Raw genomic sequence first — 14903 nt, 5'->3', positions numbered from 1 at the left:
CTCTCTAGCGCCGATGGTAGTTGGGACCTTGTCCCTGTGAGAGTAGGACGTCGCCAAGCAAGCTAAAAACACGAGTCATTTGACTCGTGTTTTTTTTATTTCCCATGAAATAGGCCCGGTTCTGCTAGTAAAAATGCTGAAATATAGTAAGGGATTTTTTGAGCAGAAATATTGAGAAATTGATAAATAAACGGATAATCTTCAGATCCATAGCTTCCAAGTAAGTCATACCACCAATCTGTTTCATACCTAGAAATCATACTTAAATTATAGAGCAATAAATAATGAACAAGGAGCTCAGGCAACACTGGCTTAGAGTTTCTAGGGTCAGTCGTAAGTGGTAAATAATACGTGTCAGTAAGATGCTCATAGTATAAAGGTGTGCTATACATAGGATTCCATGATTGAATAGGTGCTGAAAAAAACACATTTAATTCATTGTTTTTCTCAGGTACGTGTTGTATTGATAAATGCTTACAAGCTGTTTCGATGTAACGAGAAAATCTCTCTTTGGTCATATGTAGTCGATCTAGTATGTTGACTGAAAAAGAGAGTTCATTTTTATTTGTTGAATCAATTTTATATAATGTTGTTCCTTTTTGACTATAGCGAAATAAATGTTGTAATTCAGGGATTTTCCCCATTAGCTCTAACATATTAAACTTTTCTGTTTCTAAGTGTTTCATGTGAAACAGTTGTTCTGCCACGTGAGTAAATAGTCCATTTTTCTGTATTTTCACTTCATCTTCTAAAAATTGATATCCTTGTTTTTTTCGTTTACGGGTTGTCACTCCATGTGCTAAAACGGTTGTTGATTCTGGATAGTTTGGATTAATAGTTAATAAACAGGCTTTAAAAAGTTGCCCCATCCCATAAAATAACAGCATTGGCTGAATGGAAAATGGCGCTGTTTTATATAATTCATAATAATTTTTACCGTGTTCTAAGTAATAAATAAATGGATAACAATTTTCAAAACTTTTTTTTTCAGCATCTTGTATGGAGGATTTTTCATAACAACGGGCAAGATAACGTTGTACATTTTGAGATGAAAAAAAGAAACTTAATTGCTGCCAAGTACAATGTGTTTGATGCATATATTACGCTCCTTTTATTGTCTAAAAATTCTAACATATATATACGTCCTTGACAGTATTTTAACCAATTGATAAGCTACTAATAATAATTTCTGGTATCATGGGGGGAACAATTATGTGGGAATCTAAATTTGTTAAAGAAGGTTTGACTTTTGATGATGTATTACTTGTACCAGCGAGGTCAGATATATTACCAAGAGAAGTAAGTGTTAAAACAGTTTTATCTGAAAGCTTACAGTTAAACATCCCGTTAATTAGTGCAGGAATGGATACAGTAACAGAAGCTGACATGGCTATTGCAATGGCTCGCCAAGGCGGTTTAGGAATTATTCATAAGAATATGTCTATTGAGCAACAGGCAGAGCAAGTTGATAAAGTAAAGCGCTCTGAAAGCGGCGTTATTTCAGATCCTTTCTTCTTAACTCCAGAACATCAAGTATATGATGCAGAACATCTTATGGGAAAATATCGTATCTCAGGTGTACCAGTTGTAAATAATTTAGATGAGCGAAAATTAGTTGGTATTATTACAAACCGTGATATGCGTTTCATCCAAGACTACTCAATCAAAATTTCTGACGTAATGACAAAAGAACAGTTAATTACAGCTCCAGTTGGTACTACACTGGAAGAAGCTGAAAAAATCCTACAAAAGTATAAAATTGAAAAGCTCCCTCTTGTTGATAATAACGGTGTATTACAAGGGCTTATTACAATAAAAGATATTGAAAAAGTAATTGAATTCCCAAACTCTGCTAAAGATAAGCAGGGACGCTTATTAGTTGGAGCAGCTGTTGGTGTAACGGCTGATGCTATGCTTCGTATCGATGCATTAGTAAAAGCGAGTGTAGATGCAATTGTACTTGATACAGCTCATGGGCATTCTAAAGGTGTTATTGAAAAAGTAAAAGAAGTTCGTGCGAAATATCCAGCACTAAATATTATCGCTGGAAATGTTGCTACAGCTGAAGCAACGAAAGCATTAATTGAGGCTGGTGCAAACGTAGTTAAAGTTGGTATTGGACCAGGTTCTATTTGTACAACGCGTGTTGTAGCTGGTGTTGGTGTACCACAATTAACAGCAGTTTATGATTGTGCAACAGAAGCTCGTAAACACGGTATTCCAGTTATTGCTGATGGCGGTGTTAAGTACTCTGGTGATATGGTTAAAGCTTTAGCAGCAGGAGCACACGTTGTTATGCTAGGTAGTATGTTTGCTGGTGTTGCTGAAAGCCCTGGAGAAACTGAAATTTACCAAGGTCGCCAATTTAAAGTATATCGTGGTATGGGTTCTGTTGGAGCGATGGAAAAAGGAAGTAAAGATCGTTACTTCCAAGAAGGAAACAAAAAACTTGTTCCTGAAGGTATTGAAGGACGCGTACCATATAAAGGACCTTTAGCAGATACAGTTCATCAATTAGTTGGTGGATTACGTGCAGGTATGGGATATTGCGGAGCGCAGAATTTAGAATTCTTACGTGAGAATGCACAGTTCATTCGTATGTCAGGTGCTGGTTTACGTGAAAGCCATCCTCATCACGTACAGATTACAAAAGAGGCTCCAAACTACTCATTGTAATGTCTTATATACAAATAGACAGAGATTTGATATCTCTGTCTATTTTTTTTTGATTATGTTAGAATAACGGTTATGTGAGTACATAGATATTGGGGGTAGCAAAAGTGAAAGGTATGTTTTGCAAAAGATTCATTGCGTTGGTAACAGTGCTTACAATAGCTTGTAGCATGTTTGCACCATATAGCAATGCATCAGCAGAAACAGCAGCTGCTTTAAACATTGAAGCAGGTGCAGCGATTTTAGTTGAAGCGAATTCTGGAAAAATTGTATATCAAAAGAATGCAGATGAATTATTATCAATTGCTAGTATGACAAAGATGATGAGTGAATATTTAGTTCATGAAGCAGTGGATAAAGGAAAACTTAAGTGGGATCAAAAAATTAAGGTTTCTGAATATGCATATAAGATTTCACAAGATGCTTCATTATCAAATGTTGCATTAGAAAATGGTGGCCTGTACACAGTAAAAGAGTTATACGAGGCAATGGCAATCTTTTCTGCAAATGGTGCAACAATTGCATTAGCAGAAGCAATTGCAGGTAAAGAAGTAGATTTCGTAAAAATGATGAATGATAAAGCGAAAGAACTAGGATTGAAAAATTATAAATTTGTTAATTCTACGGGTTTAACGAACAAAGATTTAAAAGGGATGCATCCTGAAGGTACAACACCGGATGAAGAAAATAAAATGTCTGCGAAGGATGTTGCAACTTTAGCGCAACATTTAATTAAAGATTATCCAAAAGTGTTAGATACAGCAAAAATCCCGAAAAAAGTTTTCCGTCCAGAAAAAGAGAAATTTGGGATGTCGAACTGGAACTGGATGTTAAAGGGTTTAGTTAAAGAATATGACGGAGTAGATGGTCTAAAAACAGGATCAACTCCAGAAGCAGGGGACTGCTTCACTGGTACGGTTGAACGAAACGGTATGCGTTTTATTTCTGTAGTTATTAAAACAAGTTCTCATACAGCGCGTTTCGATGAGACGAAGAAATTATATGATTATGGCTTTGCTAACTTTGAAATGAAGAAAATGTATGAAAAAGGTTCTTCGGTCAAAGGAAAAGAAACAGTAAGAGTTGAAAATGCGAAAGATAAAGATGTAGCAGTTCAAACGAAGCAAGCTGTTTCACTTCCGATGCCAAAGGGAAGTAAAGACGTTTATAAAACAGAATTTAAAGAAGGAAATAAGGGACAAGAAGCACCTCTGAAAAAGGGAGTTGCACTTGGACAAATGGTTGTAACGTCTAAAGATAGTAATGATCCTGGATTTTTATCAGGAAAATCATTACAAGTAGACCTTGTAACAAAATCTGAAGTAGAAGAGGCAGGCTGGTTTACACGTTCTATGCGCGGAATTGGTTCTTTCTTTAGTGGTATGTGGAATGGTGCTATTGATACAGTAAAAGGTTGGTTTTAAAAGCTCCTCATTGTAGGAGCTTTTTCTTATTCCTATTTTTCATACCGACTTTATGAAAAAGTAGTAGACAAGCATCAGATAGTTAATGGTAGAATGTAAGAGTATTCTTAATTTTCTTCTTTAACGGGGAAAGCAATTCACCTAGGGGGGTTTTTGTACATGACAAATGTAACAGGGACAGAACGTGTAAAACGTGGAATGGCAGAAATGCAAAAAGGCGGCGTTATTATGGACGTAGTTAACGCTGAGCAAGCAAGGATTGCAGAAGAGGCAGGCGCAGTTGCTGTTATGGCATTAGAGCGTGTACCTGCAGATATTCGTGCAGCAGGTGGCGTTTCTCGTATGGCAGATCCAACAATTGTTGAAGAAGTTATGGGTGCTGTATCAATTCCGGTTATGGCAAAATGTCGTATCGGTCACCTTGTAGAAGCACGTGTATTAGAATCATTAGGGGTAGACTATATCGATGAGAGTGAAGTATTGACTCCTGCTGATGAAGTATACCATTTAAATAAACGTGATTACACAGTTCCGTTTGTATGTGGTTGCCGCGATATCGGAGAAGCTGCACGTCGTATTGCAGAAGGTGCAGCTATGCTTCGTACAAAAGGTGAACCTGGAACAGGAAACATTGTAGAGGCAGTGCGTCATATGCGCCAAGTCAATGCAGAAATCCGTCAAGTTGCAAGTCTACGTGAAGATGAGTTAATGACATATGCAAAAAATACTGGTGCTCCTTATGAAGTACTACTTGAAATTAAACGCCTTGGTCGCCTGCCAGTTGTAAACTTTGCAGCAGGTGGTGTAGCAACACCAGCAGATGCAGCGTTAATGATGCAACTTGGTGCTGATGGTGTATTTGTTGGATCTGGTATCTTCAAATCAGAGAACCCAGAGAAATTTGCACGTGCAATCGTTGAGGCAACGACTCATTATGAAGATTACGAACTAATTGCAAGCCTTTCTAAAGGATTAGGTAATGCAATGAAAGGTATCGAAATTTCAACGTTATTACCAGAACAACGCATGCAAGAGCGTGGATGGTAATTAAAGGAGATCTTTAAAATGGTGAAAATCGGTGTGCTAGGTCTTCAAGGTGCAGTTCGTGAGCATGTAAAATCAGTTGAGGCAAGTGGTGCAGAAGCTGTTGTTGTAAAGCGTATAGAGCAACTTGAAGAGATTGATGGTCTTATTTTACCAGGCGGTGAAAGTACAACAATGCGCCGTCTTATTGATAAGTATGCTTTCATGGAGCCTCTTCGTACATTTGCGAAGTCTGGTAAACCAATGTTTGGTACATGTGCAGGAATGATTCTTCTTGCGAAAACACTTATTGGCTATGAAGAAGCACATATTGGTGCTATGGATATTACGGTTGAGCGCAATGCGTTCGGACGCCAAAAAGATAGTTTTGAAGCTGCACTTTCAATGAAAGGTGTGGGAGAAGACTTTGTTGGTGTATTTATCCGTGCTCCGTATGTTGTAAATGTAGCTGATGATGTTGAAGTACTTTCTATGCATGGCGAGCGAATGGTAGCGGTAAGGCAGGGGCCGTTTTTAGCTGCTTCTTTCCATCCGGAATTAACGGATGATCATCGTGTAACAGCATACTTTGTAGAAATGGTAAAAGAAGCGAAAATGAAAAAAGTTGTATAAGTAACTTGCAACTTGTATAAGATTATAGTAAATTGATGATAACAATTTTATAAAATAAGCGTGTTGATAGGAAGTAGTAACAAATGTTGTTTCTTATAGAGAGTCGATGGTTGGTGGAAATCGATAGAAACAGTTTGTGAATCCATCCTGGAATGGAATGTGGAATATCTTTTGATTAGTAAACATTCCCGGTGAAGAGCCGTTATTTCTACTTGAGAGGAAAGCGGTAATGCTTTCAACTAGGGTGGCAACGCGGGTTAACTCCCGTCCCTTTGTATAGGGACGGGAGTTTTTTGTGTTTTATAAAATAAAAGGAGGAGTATATAATGCTTGATATTAAATTTTTACGTACGAATTTTGAAGAAGTAAAGGCAAAATTACAGCATAGAGGCGAAGATTTAACGGATTTTGGTCGCTTTGAAGAACTTGATACGAGAAGAAGAGAGCTACTTGTTCAAACAGAAGAACTAAAAAGTAAACGTAACGAAGTATCTCAACAAATTTCAGTATTAAAGCGTGAAAAGAAAGATGCGGAAGCTCTAATTCTAGAAATGCGTGAAGTTGGGGAAAAAGTAAAAGATCTTGATAATGAGCTTCGTACAGTTGAAGAAGATTTAGAAAGATTAATGCTATCTATCCCAAATATCCCTCATGAATCTGCTCCAATAGGTGAAACAGAGGATGATAACGTAGTAGCACGTACTTGGGGAGAAGTGAAAGAATTTACTTATGAGCCAAAACCGCATTGGGATCTTGCTACTGATTTAGGGATTCTAGATTTTGAACGTGCTGGGAAAGTAACAGGAAGCCGATTTGTATTTTACAAAGGTGCTGGTGCAAGATTAGAACGTGCTTTGATTAGCTTTATGCTTGACCTTCATACTGATGAGCATGGATATGAGGAAGTATTGCCTCCTTATATGGTAAACCGTGCAAGTATGACAGGAACAGGACAACTTCCGAAGTTTGAAGAAGATGCATTCCGTATTGAAAGTGAAGATTATTTCCTAATCCCGACAGCTGAAGTACCTGTAACGAATATGCATCGTGATGAGATTGTGAGTAAAGAGCAATTGCCGATACGATATGCTGCGTTTAGCTCATGCTTCCGTTCTGAAGCAGGTTCAGCTGGTCGTGATACACGTGGTTTAATTCGCCAACACCAATTTAATAAAGTTGAACTTGTTAAGTTCGTGAAACCAGAAGATTCTTACGAAGAGTTAGAAAAATTAACAAATGATGCAGAGCGCGTGTTACAATTATTAGAGTTGCCATATCGCGTTATGAGCATGTGTACAGGAGATTTAGGATTTACAGCAGCGAAGAAATACGATATTGAAGTATGGATTCCAAGCTATGGTACATATCGTGAAATTTCTTCTTGTAGTAATTTTGAGGCATTCCAAGCGAGACGCGCGAATATCCGTTTCCGTCGTGAGCCAAATGGCAAACCGGAACATGTTCATACACTAAATGGATCTGGTCTTGCAATTGGACGTACAGTGGCAGCTATTTTAGAGAACTACCAACAAGAAGATGGTACAATTATAATTCCAGAAGTTCTTCGCCCTTATATGGGAGGAAAAACAGTTATTAAATAAGTTAAAACATTCATCGGTATGAGTGATTGGTAATTATGGACGTTGTCAGCAGTGTCATAAAGGAGAGGGGAAGTAAAATTTTCCTTTCCTCATAATTTATTATAGTAGGGTTGACTAACTGTTTTTCTTTTGATATTATATTTGATGTCAATATGGAGGTATACCCAAGTCTGGCTGAAGGGATCGGTCTTGAAAACCGACAGGCGGCGAGAGTCGCGCGGGGGTTCGAATCCCTCTACCTCCTCCAGATATAATTGACAACAGCGCATATAAGTGGAGATTGGAGAACTCGTTACCAACACGTAACGAGTTTTTATTTTAAAACCAATCATAAAGTATGATGTAAGGATATAGTGTCCTTATTACACACTCATATTCCGATGATTATCTTCATAGATATGAAAGGAGTTAACATGGATCTTATTATACAAACGTTTCCTTTAGATGGAAAAACTTTATATTATGTACAATGTCCTGTCTGTAAGAACAATAGAATTTTAAACAGTGGTGCAAATGTGTCGCGCATTATAAGTGATGATACATTCCGTAAACTTTGTGGTTGCACTTGTGATGTAAAACAGGTTGCAAAAAAAGTAGAGGTACCAAAAGAAGCTGAAAAACCAGCTGTGCAAAAAGAAGTAACTCCAAAACGTACAGGGAAATTACTAACAGCAGTAATTAATGGGAAAGAATTGACTGTTAAAGAGATTGCTGAAACATATGATATTAGTACGAGTACTGTTCGTCAGCGTATTAATGCAGGAAAGCCAGAGAGTGAAATTATTGCTCCGACAAAAAAGAAAAAGTAATTTCATAGGAAAACCCGTGCATATGCACGGGTTTTTTATTTTACAAGTTTACGTGTTTGTTTTAAAAAATGTCCAATTTTTTTAATGATTGGTTCGATTGAATCGCCATCTTTTAAAATATCGTATTCATTAATGTTTAATCGTAAAACAGGGCATGAATTAAAGTTATTAATCCAGTTATCGTAACGTCCATGCATCTCTTTCCAATATTCAATTGGTGTTTGCTGCTCCATGGGACGTCCTCGTTCTTGAATACGATCGACAATATCATCAAAAGAACCTTCTAGGTAAATTAATAAGTCTGGATGAGGGAAGTAAGGAGTCATGACCATAGCATCAAATAAACCTTTGTATGTTTCATAATCAGTTTCAGTCATTGTACCCTTTTCGTAATGCATTTTTGCGAAAATACCAGTGTCCTCATAGATAGAACGGTCTTGAACAAAACCGCCACCATATTCGAAAATTCTTTTTTGTTCTTTAAATCGTTCTGCTAAAAAGTAAACTTGTAAGTGAAAGCTCCAGCGTGTGAAATCAGCATAGAACTTGTCCAAATATGGGTTGGAATCTACTTTTTCAAAAGATGTACGATAACCTAAAGCGTTAGCCAATGCAGTTGTCATAGTTGATTTACCGACACCTACTGTTCCAGCAATAGTGATAACTGCATCATTTGGTATATCATATTTTTGCCTTAAATTCATTGTTATTTCGACTCCTTCAAGAGAGTATTTTGAAGAGCTGATAAGATGACATTTAAATCATCAGGATTTCTTACAAAATCCATATCGTCTCCATTAAATTTTAATACCGGAATATCCGGATGGTCCTTTTTGAAAGCATTCATTGCTGTTTCGTAATCTTTTGTAAGCTGTAGCAAGTAATTTGGATCCATATTTTTTTCGAATTCTCTTCCGCGCATGGCAATTCGTTTTTGTAATGTTTCTAGGCTTGCTGTTAAATAAACGATGACATTTGGTACAGGCATATCTTGCGTAAGAATGCGATAAATTTGCATGTATTTATCGTATTGAGAATCTTTTAATGTACGGGATGCAAAAATTAAATTTTTAAATATATGATAATCTGCTACTACAGGCTTTCTTTGATTCAAATACTTTATGTTAATATCCTCTAGTTGTTTGTATCTATTACAAAGAAAGAACATCTCTGTTTGAAAACTCCATTCGTCGATGTCTTCGTAGAATTTTCCTAAAAAAGGATTTTCATCAACAATCTCTTTTAGTAAGTGGAGTTGCATGTGAGTTGAAAGTTCCTTCGCAAGTGAAGTTTTTCCAACACCAATTGGTCCTTCAACCGTGATAAATGGTACTCCGGTCACGCTGTTTCCTCCTTTCAATCAGTGATTTACCGTGACTACTAAAAACACAAAACAGAATTATTGTAGCACAAGAGGAGAGCGAGCGGACTAATTTGATATAAAAAGTTAGAAAATAGATATGTATTAATTAAATTTTATTTGGGATGACGGTACAATATTTGCCTTTAATGTGGCTTCCATTATTTTTAAAGCATGTTCATTATCTTGCTCGTTATTAGAAGCGATGCAATCCCGTGGTACATAAAGTGTATAATTTCTCATATGGGCATCATTAGCTGTAAAAAGGATGCATATGTTCCCGGCAATTCCTGTTAAAATGAGATTTTCGATTTTTAAATAACCTAATAAAGAATTCAAAGGTGTTTCATAAAAAGCAGAGTAATGTGGTTTAATAAAAATATAATCGTCAGTATGCGGAGCAATGGCCTCGATAATATTTTTACTATACTCATTTGTACAATGAGTGATAAGTTGATCAATATCAGATCTCCAAAGTTGATAGTGATCATTGACATAAATTATTGGATAGCCCAATGATTTCATGGTGTCCTTTAATTGTAAAATGGGGTTCTTTATAATTTCACATTTCTGTGCCAGGATGGGTCCGTGGGAGAATTGAAAATCATTAATCATATCGATAATGAGTAAGGCAGTATTTTTCATATGTAATTCCCTCTCTTTCTTCTTTAGGTTGGATTGAATTTGTAAAAGTTATCCCACCTGCAAGAAATGAAAAAGTGTATTTTATTTTTGGTGAAAGGACTATATTATGGAGCGAGATATATATTTTATGCAGTTAGCAATAGAGGAAGCGAAGAAGGCGGAGGCGATACAAGAGGTACCAATTGGTGCTGTAATTGTGCTAGATGGTGAAGTGATTAGTGTCGCACATAACTTAAGAGAAACTGAACAGAGATCAATAGCTCACGCCGAGCTCTTAGCTATTGATGAAGCTTGCAAAAAATTAGGGACATGGCGTTTAGAAGATGCAACGTTATATGTAACATTAGAACCTTGTCCAATGTGTGCAGGGGGAATTGTTTTATCGCGTATAAAACGGGTTGTATATGGTGCGAGCGATCCGAAAGGCGGATGTGCAGGTACGTTGATGAATCTTTTAACTGATGAGCGTTTTAATCATCAGTGTGAAGTAGTGGCTGGTGTACTTGAAGAGGAATGTGGTACGTTGTTAACGATTTTTTTTAGGGAGCTTCGTAAGAAAAGAAAAGAAGTGAAAAAACTAGAGAAAAGTAATGGTAACTAACGTATTTGCATTTTGTAAAAAAACAAGTTATACTGATAATGCCTTATCCAAGGCAACCGAATATTGGTTTTAACTTTGCCGTGCTAAGCGGGGAGGTAGCGGTGCCCTATACTCGCAATCCGCTCTAGCGAGGCTGAATCCCTTCTCGAGGTTATGCTGCTGTAAGGTCTGCCTTAAGTAAGTGGTGTTGACGTTTGGGTCCTGCGCAACGGGACCCCGTGAACCTTGTCAGGTCCGGAAGGAAGCAGCAATAAGCGGGTTTTCTCGTGTGCCGCAGGAGTGCCTGAACCGAGCTAACTGCTTGAGTAACGCTTATGGTACGTAATCGACAGAAGGTGCACGGCAGTTATATATGTATACAAAACTCACCTTTATATAAAGGTGAGTTTTTTGTATGGAAAATAACTTTTGGAATCTATAAACAGAATGGGTTATAATAAATAAGATAATAACCTTTGAGGGAGGCCGTATTTTCGTGTCATACCAAGCGTTATACCGAACATGGAGACCGCAAAAATTCGAAGATGTAGTCGGTCAAAAGCACGTGACAAAAACGTTGCAAAATGCCCTTCTTCAAGAGAAAGCTTCACATGCTTATTTGTTTTCGGGTCCGAGGGGAACAGGGAAAACGACAATTGCAAAAGTATTTGCAAAGGCAATTAACTGTGAACACGCCCCGGTAGCTGAACCTTGTAATGAATGTCCTTCTTGTTTAGGAATTACACAAGGGTCTATTTCAGATGTATTAGAAATTGATGCGGCTTCAAATAACGGTGTAGATGAAATTCGAGATATAAGAGATAAAGTAAAATATGCTCCAAGTGCTGTAGGATATAAAGTATACATTATTGATGAAGTTCACATGCTTTCTATGGGTGCCTTTAATGCGCTTTTGAAAACTTTAGAAGAGCCGCCAGGACATGTTATTTTTATTCTGGCGACAACAGAACCGCATAAAATTCCAGCTACAATTATTTCGCGTTGTCAGCGTTTTGAGTTTCGAAAGATATCAGTAAATGATATCGTTGAGAGATTATCGACGGTCGTGACAAATGAAGGTACGCAAGTAGAAGATGAAGCGTTACAAATCGTAGCGCGTGCCGCCGAAGGTGGTATGCGTGATGCGCTCAGTCTTATTGATCAAGCTATTTCTTATAGTGATGAGACGGTGACGAGTGAAGATGTTTTAGCTGTAACAGGATCTGTATCTCAGCGATATTTGGGTGACCTGGTAGAATGTATACGTGAAAATGATGTATCAAGAGCGTTACGTATTATAGATGAGATGATGAGTAAAGGGAAAGATCCAGTTCGCTTTATGGAGGATTTCATTTACTACTATCGTGATATGCTTTTATATCAAACTTCACCACAATTAGAACATATGTTGGAACGGGTAATTGTAGATGATCAATTCCGTACGTTAAGTGAAGAAATGAAACCGGAAGTAATCTATGAAATTATTCATACCCTTAGTAAGGGACAACAGGAGATGAAGTGGACAAACCATCCAAGAATATTCTTGGAAGTTGTTATGGTGCAACTGTGTCAGCAATTTATGATGCAAGCAAACGGCGCAGATCGTTTACAAGCGATTATGAATAGGATGCAGCAGCTGGAGAAAGAGTTAGAGCAAGTTAAAAAGAATGGCGTGCCAGCTGGTGTGCAGCAGGAAGTAAGAGAGACGCGGGCAACACCAAAACCGGTACGAACAGGAAGTATGAAAATTCCTGTTGGACGTGTGAATGAAGTGTTAAAGCAAGCGAAGCGTCAAGATTTAGAACAGTTAAAAGCTGTATGGGGCGAATTATTAGGAAGGCTCAAGTCACATAACAAAGTAGCATTTGCTGTTTTATTAGAAAATAGTGAACCAGTTGCGGCTTCGGATGATACCTATGTGTTAGCATTTCAATATGAGATTCATTGCAAAATGGCTAGTGAAAATCGAGAAGCGATGGATACATTGGAACAAACTCTTTTTGAATTGTTAAGTAAAAGGTTAAATATGATTGCTATCCCAAAAAGTGAATGGGGTAAAATTCGTGAAGACTTTTTACAACGCGAAGGTGGGGATTCTGAAGAAAGCCCAGAACAAAAAGAAGATCCTCTTATAGAAGAGGCTGTAAAATTAGTAGGGCAAGAACTTATTGAAATAAAAGAGTAATAATAATGAGGAGGAATTAATTATGATGCGTGGCGGAATGGGAAATATGAATAATATGATGAAACAAATGCAAAAGATGCAAAAAGACATGGCGAAGGCGCAAGAAGAGCTTGGCGAAAAAACAGTTGAAGGTACAGCTGGCGGCGGAATGGTTACTGTTATTGCAAATGGTCATAAGCAAGTTCTTGAAGTGAAAATTAAAGAAGAAGTTGTAGATCCAGAAGATATCGAAATGTTACAAGACTTAGTATTAGCTGCAACGAATGATGCACTTAAAAAGGTTGATGAACTTTCAAACTCTACAATGGGCAAATTTACAAAAGGCATGAACTTACCAGGTGGAATGTTCTAGGAGGATATTGATATATGCATTATCCAGAACCGATATCAAAATTAATCGATAGTTTTATGAAGTTGCCAGGAATCGGACCGAAAACAGCGGTTCGATTGGCATTCTTCGTGTTAGATATGAAAGAGGATGATGTACTAGGTTTTGCGAAAGCACTTGTGAATGCAAAGCGAGATTTAGCGTATTGTTCTGTGTGCGGACATATCACTGACCGCGATCCTTGTTATATTTGTGACGATTCGCATAGGGATCAATCGGTTGTTTGTGTAGTACAAGAGCCGAAAGATGTAATTGCGATGGAAAAAATGAAAGAATACCAAGGTGTATATCATGTTTTGCGTGGTGCCATTTCTCCAATGGAGGGAATTGGACCAGAGGATATTAATATCCCGCAGTTATTAAAGAGACTGCAAGATGAAACAGTACAAGAAGTGATATTAGCAACAAACCCTAATATTGAAGGGGAAGCCACAGCGATGTACATATCCCGCCTCTTAAAGCCAACAGGAATTAAAGTAACTCGTATTGCACATGGTCTGCCAGTTGGTGGAGATTTAGAATATGCAGATGAAGTAACACTATCGAAAGCTTTAGAAGGCCGTAGAGAGATATAAGAGGAGAAGGGAAAATGTTCTTTCAAAAAAAGGGTAAGTTGCGTAAAGAGTATGACGATAAGTTAATTGTATTATTAGAAAAGGTAAAGAATGAATGGCTACGTCAGAAGAGACTGGTTGAACAAAGTGTTGAGCCGTCCCAAGATGTACTTTGTTCTTTAAAAATAGCAGAGGCGAAATATTTTTTCTTGTTAAAAGAAGCAAAACGTCGTCCTGTGAAAATGGAACAATGGTAAAAGGTCCTGCTTTTTAAAGCGGGACCTTTTGCTTTTTATAGATTTATTTGTGAGTAACAGGGCTACTTTATTTTTGGGATATAAAGAGGAGAAAGAAAAAGTGGGAATGGAATTAGTTGTATCTAATTGTTAGTGCTTAGAAGAAATATTATTGATTAAAGGTTATAAAGACGAAGTGGTAGGAGTTATGTTATAGATGTTCTTTTTTCTTGTCTTGTCCCATACAAATGGATATGTATAGGTCATTCATAAGGAGGAAAAAATGAATTCTACAATTATTATTGTTGGCATTCTTGCTTTAGTTTTTATTTTTCTTGTTTTTGGTGTTTCTGCTAAACCAATACGTTTTATAGGGAAAGCACTCTTTCATGTCACTTTAGGTATAGCGTTACTATTTATTGTGAATGTTGCAGGGACATATTTCGATTTTCATATTCCAATTAACATGGGCACAGCTACAGTATCAAGTTTATTAGGGGTGCCAGGTGTTGCTGCATTAGTGATTATTAAGCTATATATAATGCCAAGATAAATTTATTTTGGCATTTTTTAAAAAAGCGTTGACTTACCGATTAGTAATATGATAAATTAATAAGCGTCGTCAGGAACGAAAGAAAAAAGTTGTTGACAGATTCAAGTCAAAATGTTAAATTATAAAAGTCGCTGAAACGCGGCATTGAACTTTGAAAACTAAACGAAACAAACAACGTGAAACGTCAATTTTTATTTTTAGATGCTAGACAAACTAACTTTATTGGAGAGTTTGATCCT

Annotated in this window: 16 protein-coding genes, 1 tRNA gene, 1 other RNA gene and 1 other annotated feature; of the genes, 14 read left to right on the top strand and 4 right to left on the bottom strand. The window is 37.2% G+C overall.

From position 1 onward, the window contains the following. Positions 1-95: 95 nt before the first annotated feature. The gene (locus tag ABH959_RS29170) at positions 96-1097 is read right to left on the bottom strand and encodes a YaaC family protein (RefSeq protein ID WP_113938640.1); all 1002 of its coding nucleotides are present in this window, start codon (positions 1095-1097) and stop codon (positions 96-98) included. A 115-nt stretch (positions 1098-1212) separates the two neighbouring features. Between ABH959_RS29170 and guaB the strand changes: the two genes are divergently transcribed. The 7 genes from guaB (at position 1213) to ABH959_RS29135 (ending at position 8163) form a co-directional block, all read left to right on the top strand. Then, the gene (gene guaB / locus ABH959_RS29165; protein WP_002107266.1) at positions 1213-2676 is read left to right on the top strand and encodes an IMP dehydrogenase; all 1464 of its coding nucleotides are present in this window, start codon (positions 1213-1215) and stop codon (positions 2674-2676) included. A gap of 113 nt (positions 2677-2789) precedes the next feature. Then, positions 2790-4097 carry a serine hydrolase gene (locus ABH959_RS29160; RefSeq protein ID WP_142675696.1) on the top strand — a complete coding sequence of 436 codons (1308 nt, stop codon included), beginning with the start codon at positions 2790-2792 and terminating at the stop codon, positions 4095-4097. Between the two features lie 159 nt (positions 4098-4256). Then, positions 4257-5144, top strand: a complete 888-nt coding sequence (gene pdxS / locus ABH959_RS29155) for a pyridoxal 5'-phosphate synthase lyase subunit PdxS (RefSeq protein WP_002009615.1) — start codon at positions 4257-4259, stop codon at positions 5142-5144. Positions 5145-5162: 18 nt separating this feature from the next. Next, positions 5163-5753: a pyridoxal 5'-phosphate synthase glutaminase subunit PdxT gene (gene pdxT / locus ABH959_RS29150; RefSeq protein ID WP_002063361.1), complete on the top strand. Its 591-nt coding sequence runs from the start codon at positions 5163-5165 to the stop codon at positions 5751-5753. A gap of 54 nt (positions 5754-5807) precedes the next feature. Next, positions 5808-6028, top strand: a binding site (T-box leader). A gap of 51 nt (positions 6029-6079) precedes the next feature. Continuing rightward, positions 6080-7354: a serine--tRNA ligase gene (serS, locus tag ABH959_RS29145; protein ID WP_002009617.1), complete on the top strand. Its 1275-nt coding sequence runs from the start codon at positions 6080-6082 to the stop codon at positions 7352-7354. A 154-nt stretch (positions 7355-7508) separates the two neighbouring features. Further along, a tRNA-Ser gene (locus tag ABH959_RS29140) sits at positions 7509-7601 on the top strand. Positions 7602-7767: 166 nt separating this feature from the next. Beyond that, on the top strand, positions 7768-8163 hold the full coding sequence (locus ABH959_RS29135) for a sigma factor-like helix-turn-helix DNA-binding protein (protein ID WP_002029297.1): 396 nt from the start codon (positions 7768-7770) through the stop codon (positions 8161-8163). 35 nt (positions 8164-8198) lie between these two features. On the opposite strand, the gene ABH959_RS29130 is transcribed toward ABH959_RS29135, so the two are convergent. The 3 genes from ABH959_RS29130 to ABH959_RS29120 form a co-directional block, all read right to left on the bottom strand. Continuing rightward, positions 8199-8867 (bottom strand): deoxynucleoside kinase, encoded by a 669-nt coding sequence (locus ABH959_RS29130; RefSeq protein WP_002009620.1) that lies wholly within the window; start codon positions 8865-8867, stop codon positions 8199-8201. A gap of 2 nt (positions 8868-8869) precedes the next feature. Continuing rightward, complete coding sequence (locus ABH959_RS29125; RefSeq protein WP_404493541.1) at positions 8870-9505, bottom strand: deoxynucleoside kinase; 636 nt, start codon at positions 9503-9505, stop codon at positions 8870-8872. A gap of 123 nt (positions 9506-9628) precedes the next feature. Next, positions 9629-10168, bottom strand: a complete 540-nt coding sequence (locus tag ABH959_RS29120) for a cysteine hydrolase family protein (RefSeq protein WP_002130738.1) — start codon at positions 10166-10168, stop codon at positions 9629-9631. A 106-nt stretch (positions 10169-10274) separates the two neighbouring features. On the opposite strand from ABH959_RS29120, the gene tadA reads away from it, so the two are divergent. From tadA to ABH959_RS29085, 7 genes are all read left to right on the top strand, one after another. Further along, entirely contained in the window at positions 10275-10769 is a 495-nt protein-coding gene (gene tadA, locus ABH959_RS29115; RefSeq protein ID WP_002063356.1) for a tRNA adenosine(34) deaminase TadA, read from the top strand. 78 nt (positions 10770-10847) lie between these two features. Then, an RNA gene (gene ffs, locus ABH959_RS29110) (signal recognition particle sRNA large type) lies at positions 10848-11112 on the top strand. A 132-nt stretch (positions 11113-11244) separates the two neighbouring features. Then, positions 11245-12933, top strand: a complete 1689-nt coding sequence (gene dnaX, locus ABH959_RS29105; RefSeq protein WP_404493540.1) for a DNA polymerase III subunit gamma/tau — start codon at positions 11245-11247, stop codon at positions 12931-12933. 25 nt (positions 12934-12958) lie between these two features. Continuing rightward, positions 12959-13285, top strand: coding sequence for a YbaB/EbfC family nucleoid-associated protein (locus ABH959_RS29100; RefSeq protein ID WP_170935248.1), 327 nt, complete (start codon positions 12959-12961; stop codon positions 13283-13285). 14 nt (positions 13286-13299) lie between these two features. After that, positions 13300-13896, top strand: coding sequence for a recombination protein RecR (gene recR, locus ABH959_RS29095; protein ID WP_002009629.1), 597 nt, complete (start codon positions 13300-13302; stop codon positions 13894-13896). A 14-nt stretch (positions 13897-13910) separates the two neighbouring features. Beyond that, on the top strand, positions 13911-14132 hold the full coding sequence (locus ABH959_RS29090; protein WP_002009631.1) for a YaaL family protein: 222 nt from the start codon (positions 13911-13913) through the stop codon (positions 14130-14132). A gap of 262 nt (positions 14133-14394) precedes the next feature. Continuing rightward, positions 14395-14664, top strand: coding sequence for a pro-sigmaK processing inhibitor BofA family protein (locus tag ABH959_RS29085; RefSeq protein ID WP_002063354.1), 270 nt, complete (start codon positions 14395-14397; stop codon positions 14662-14664). The last annotated feature ends 239 nt before the right edge of the window (positions 14665-14903 follow it).

The organism is Bacillus sp. RC51 (assembly GCF_044908115.1).
GTDB classification, from domain to species: Bacteria; Bacillota; Bacilli; order Bacillales; family Bacillaceae_G; genus Bacillus_A; species Bacillus_A mycoides.
Note: the sequence above shows the minus strand (reverse complement) of the source record. Positions and strands in the feature narration are given on the sequence as shown.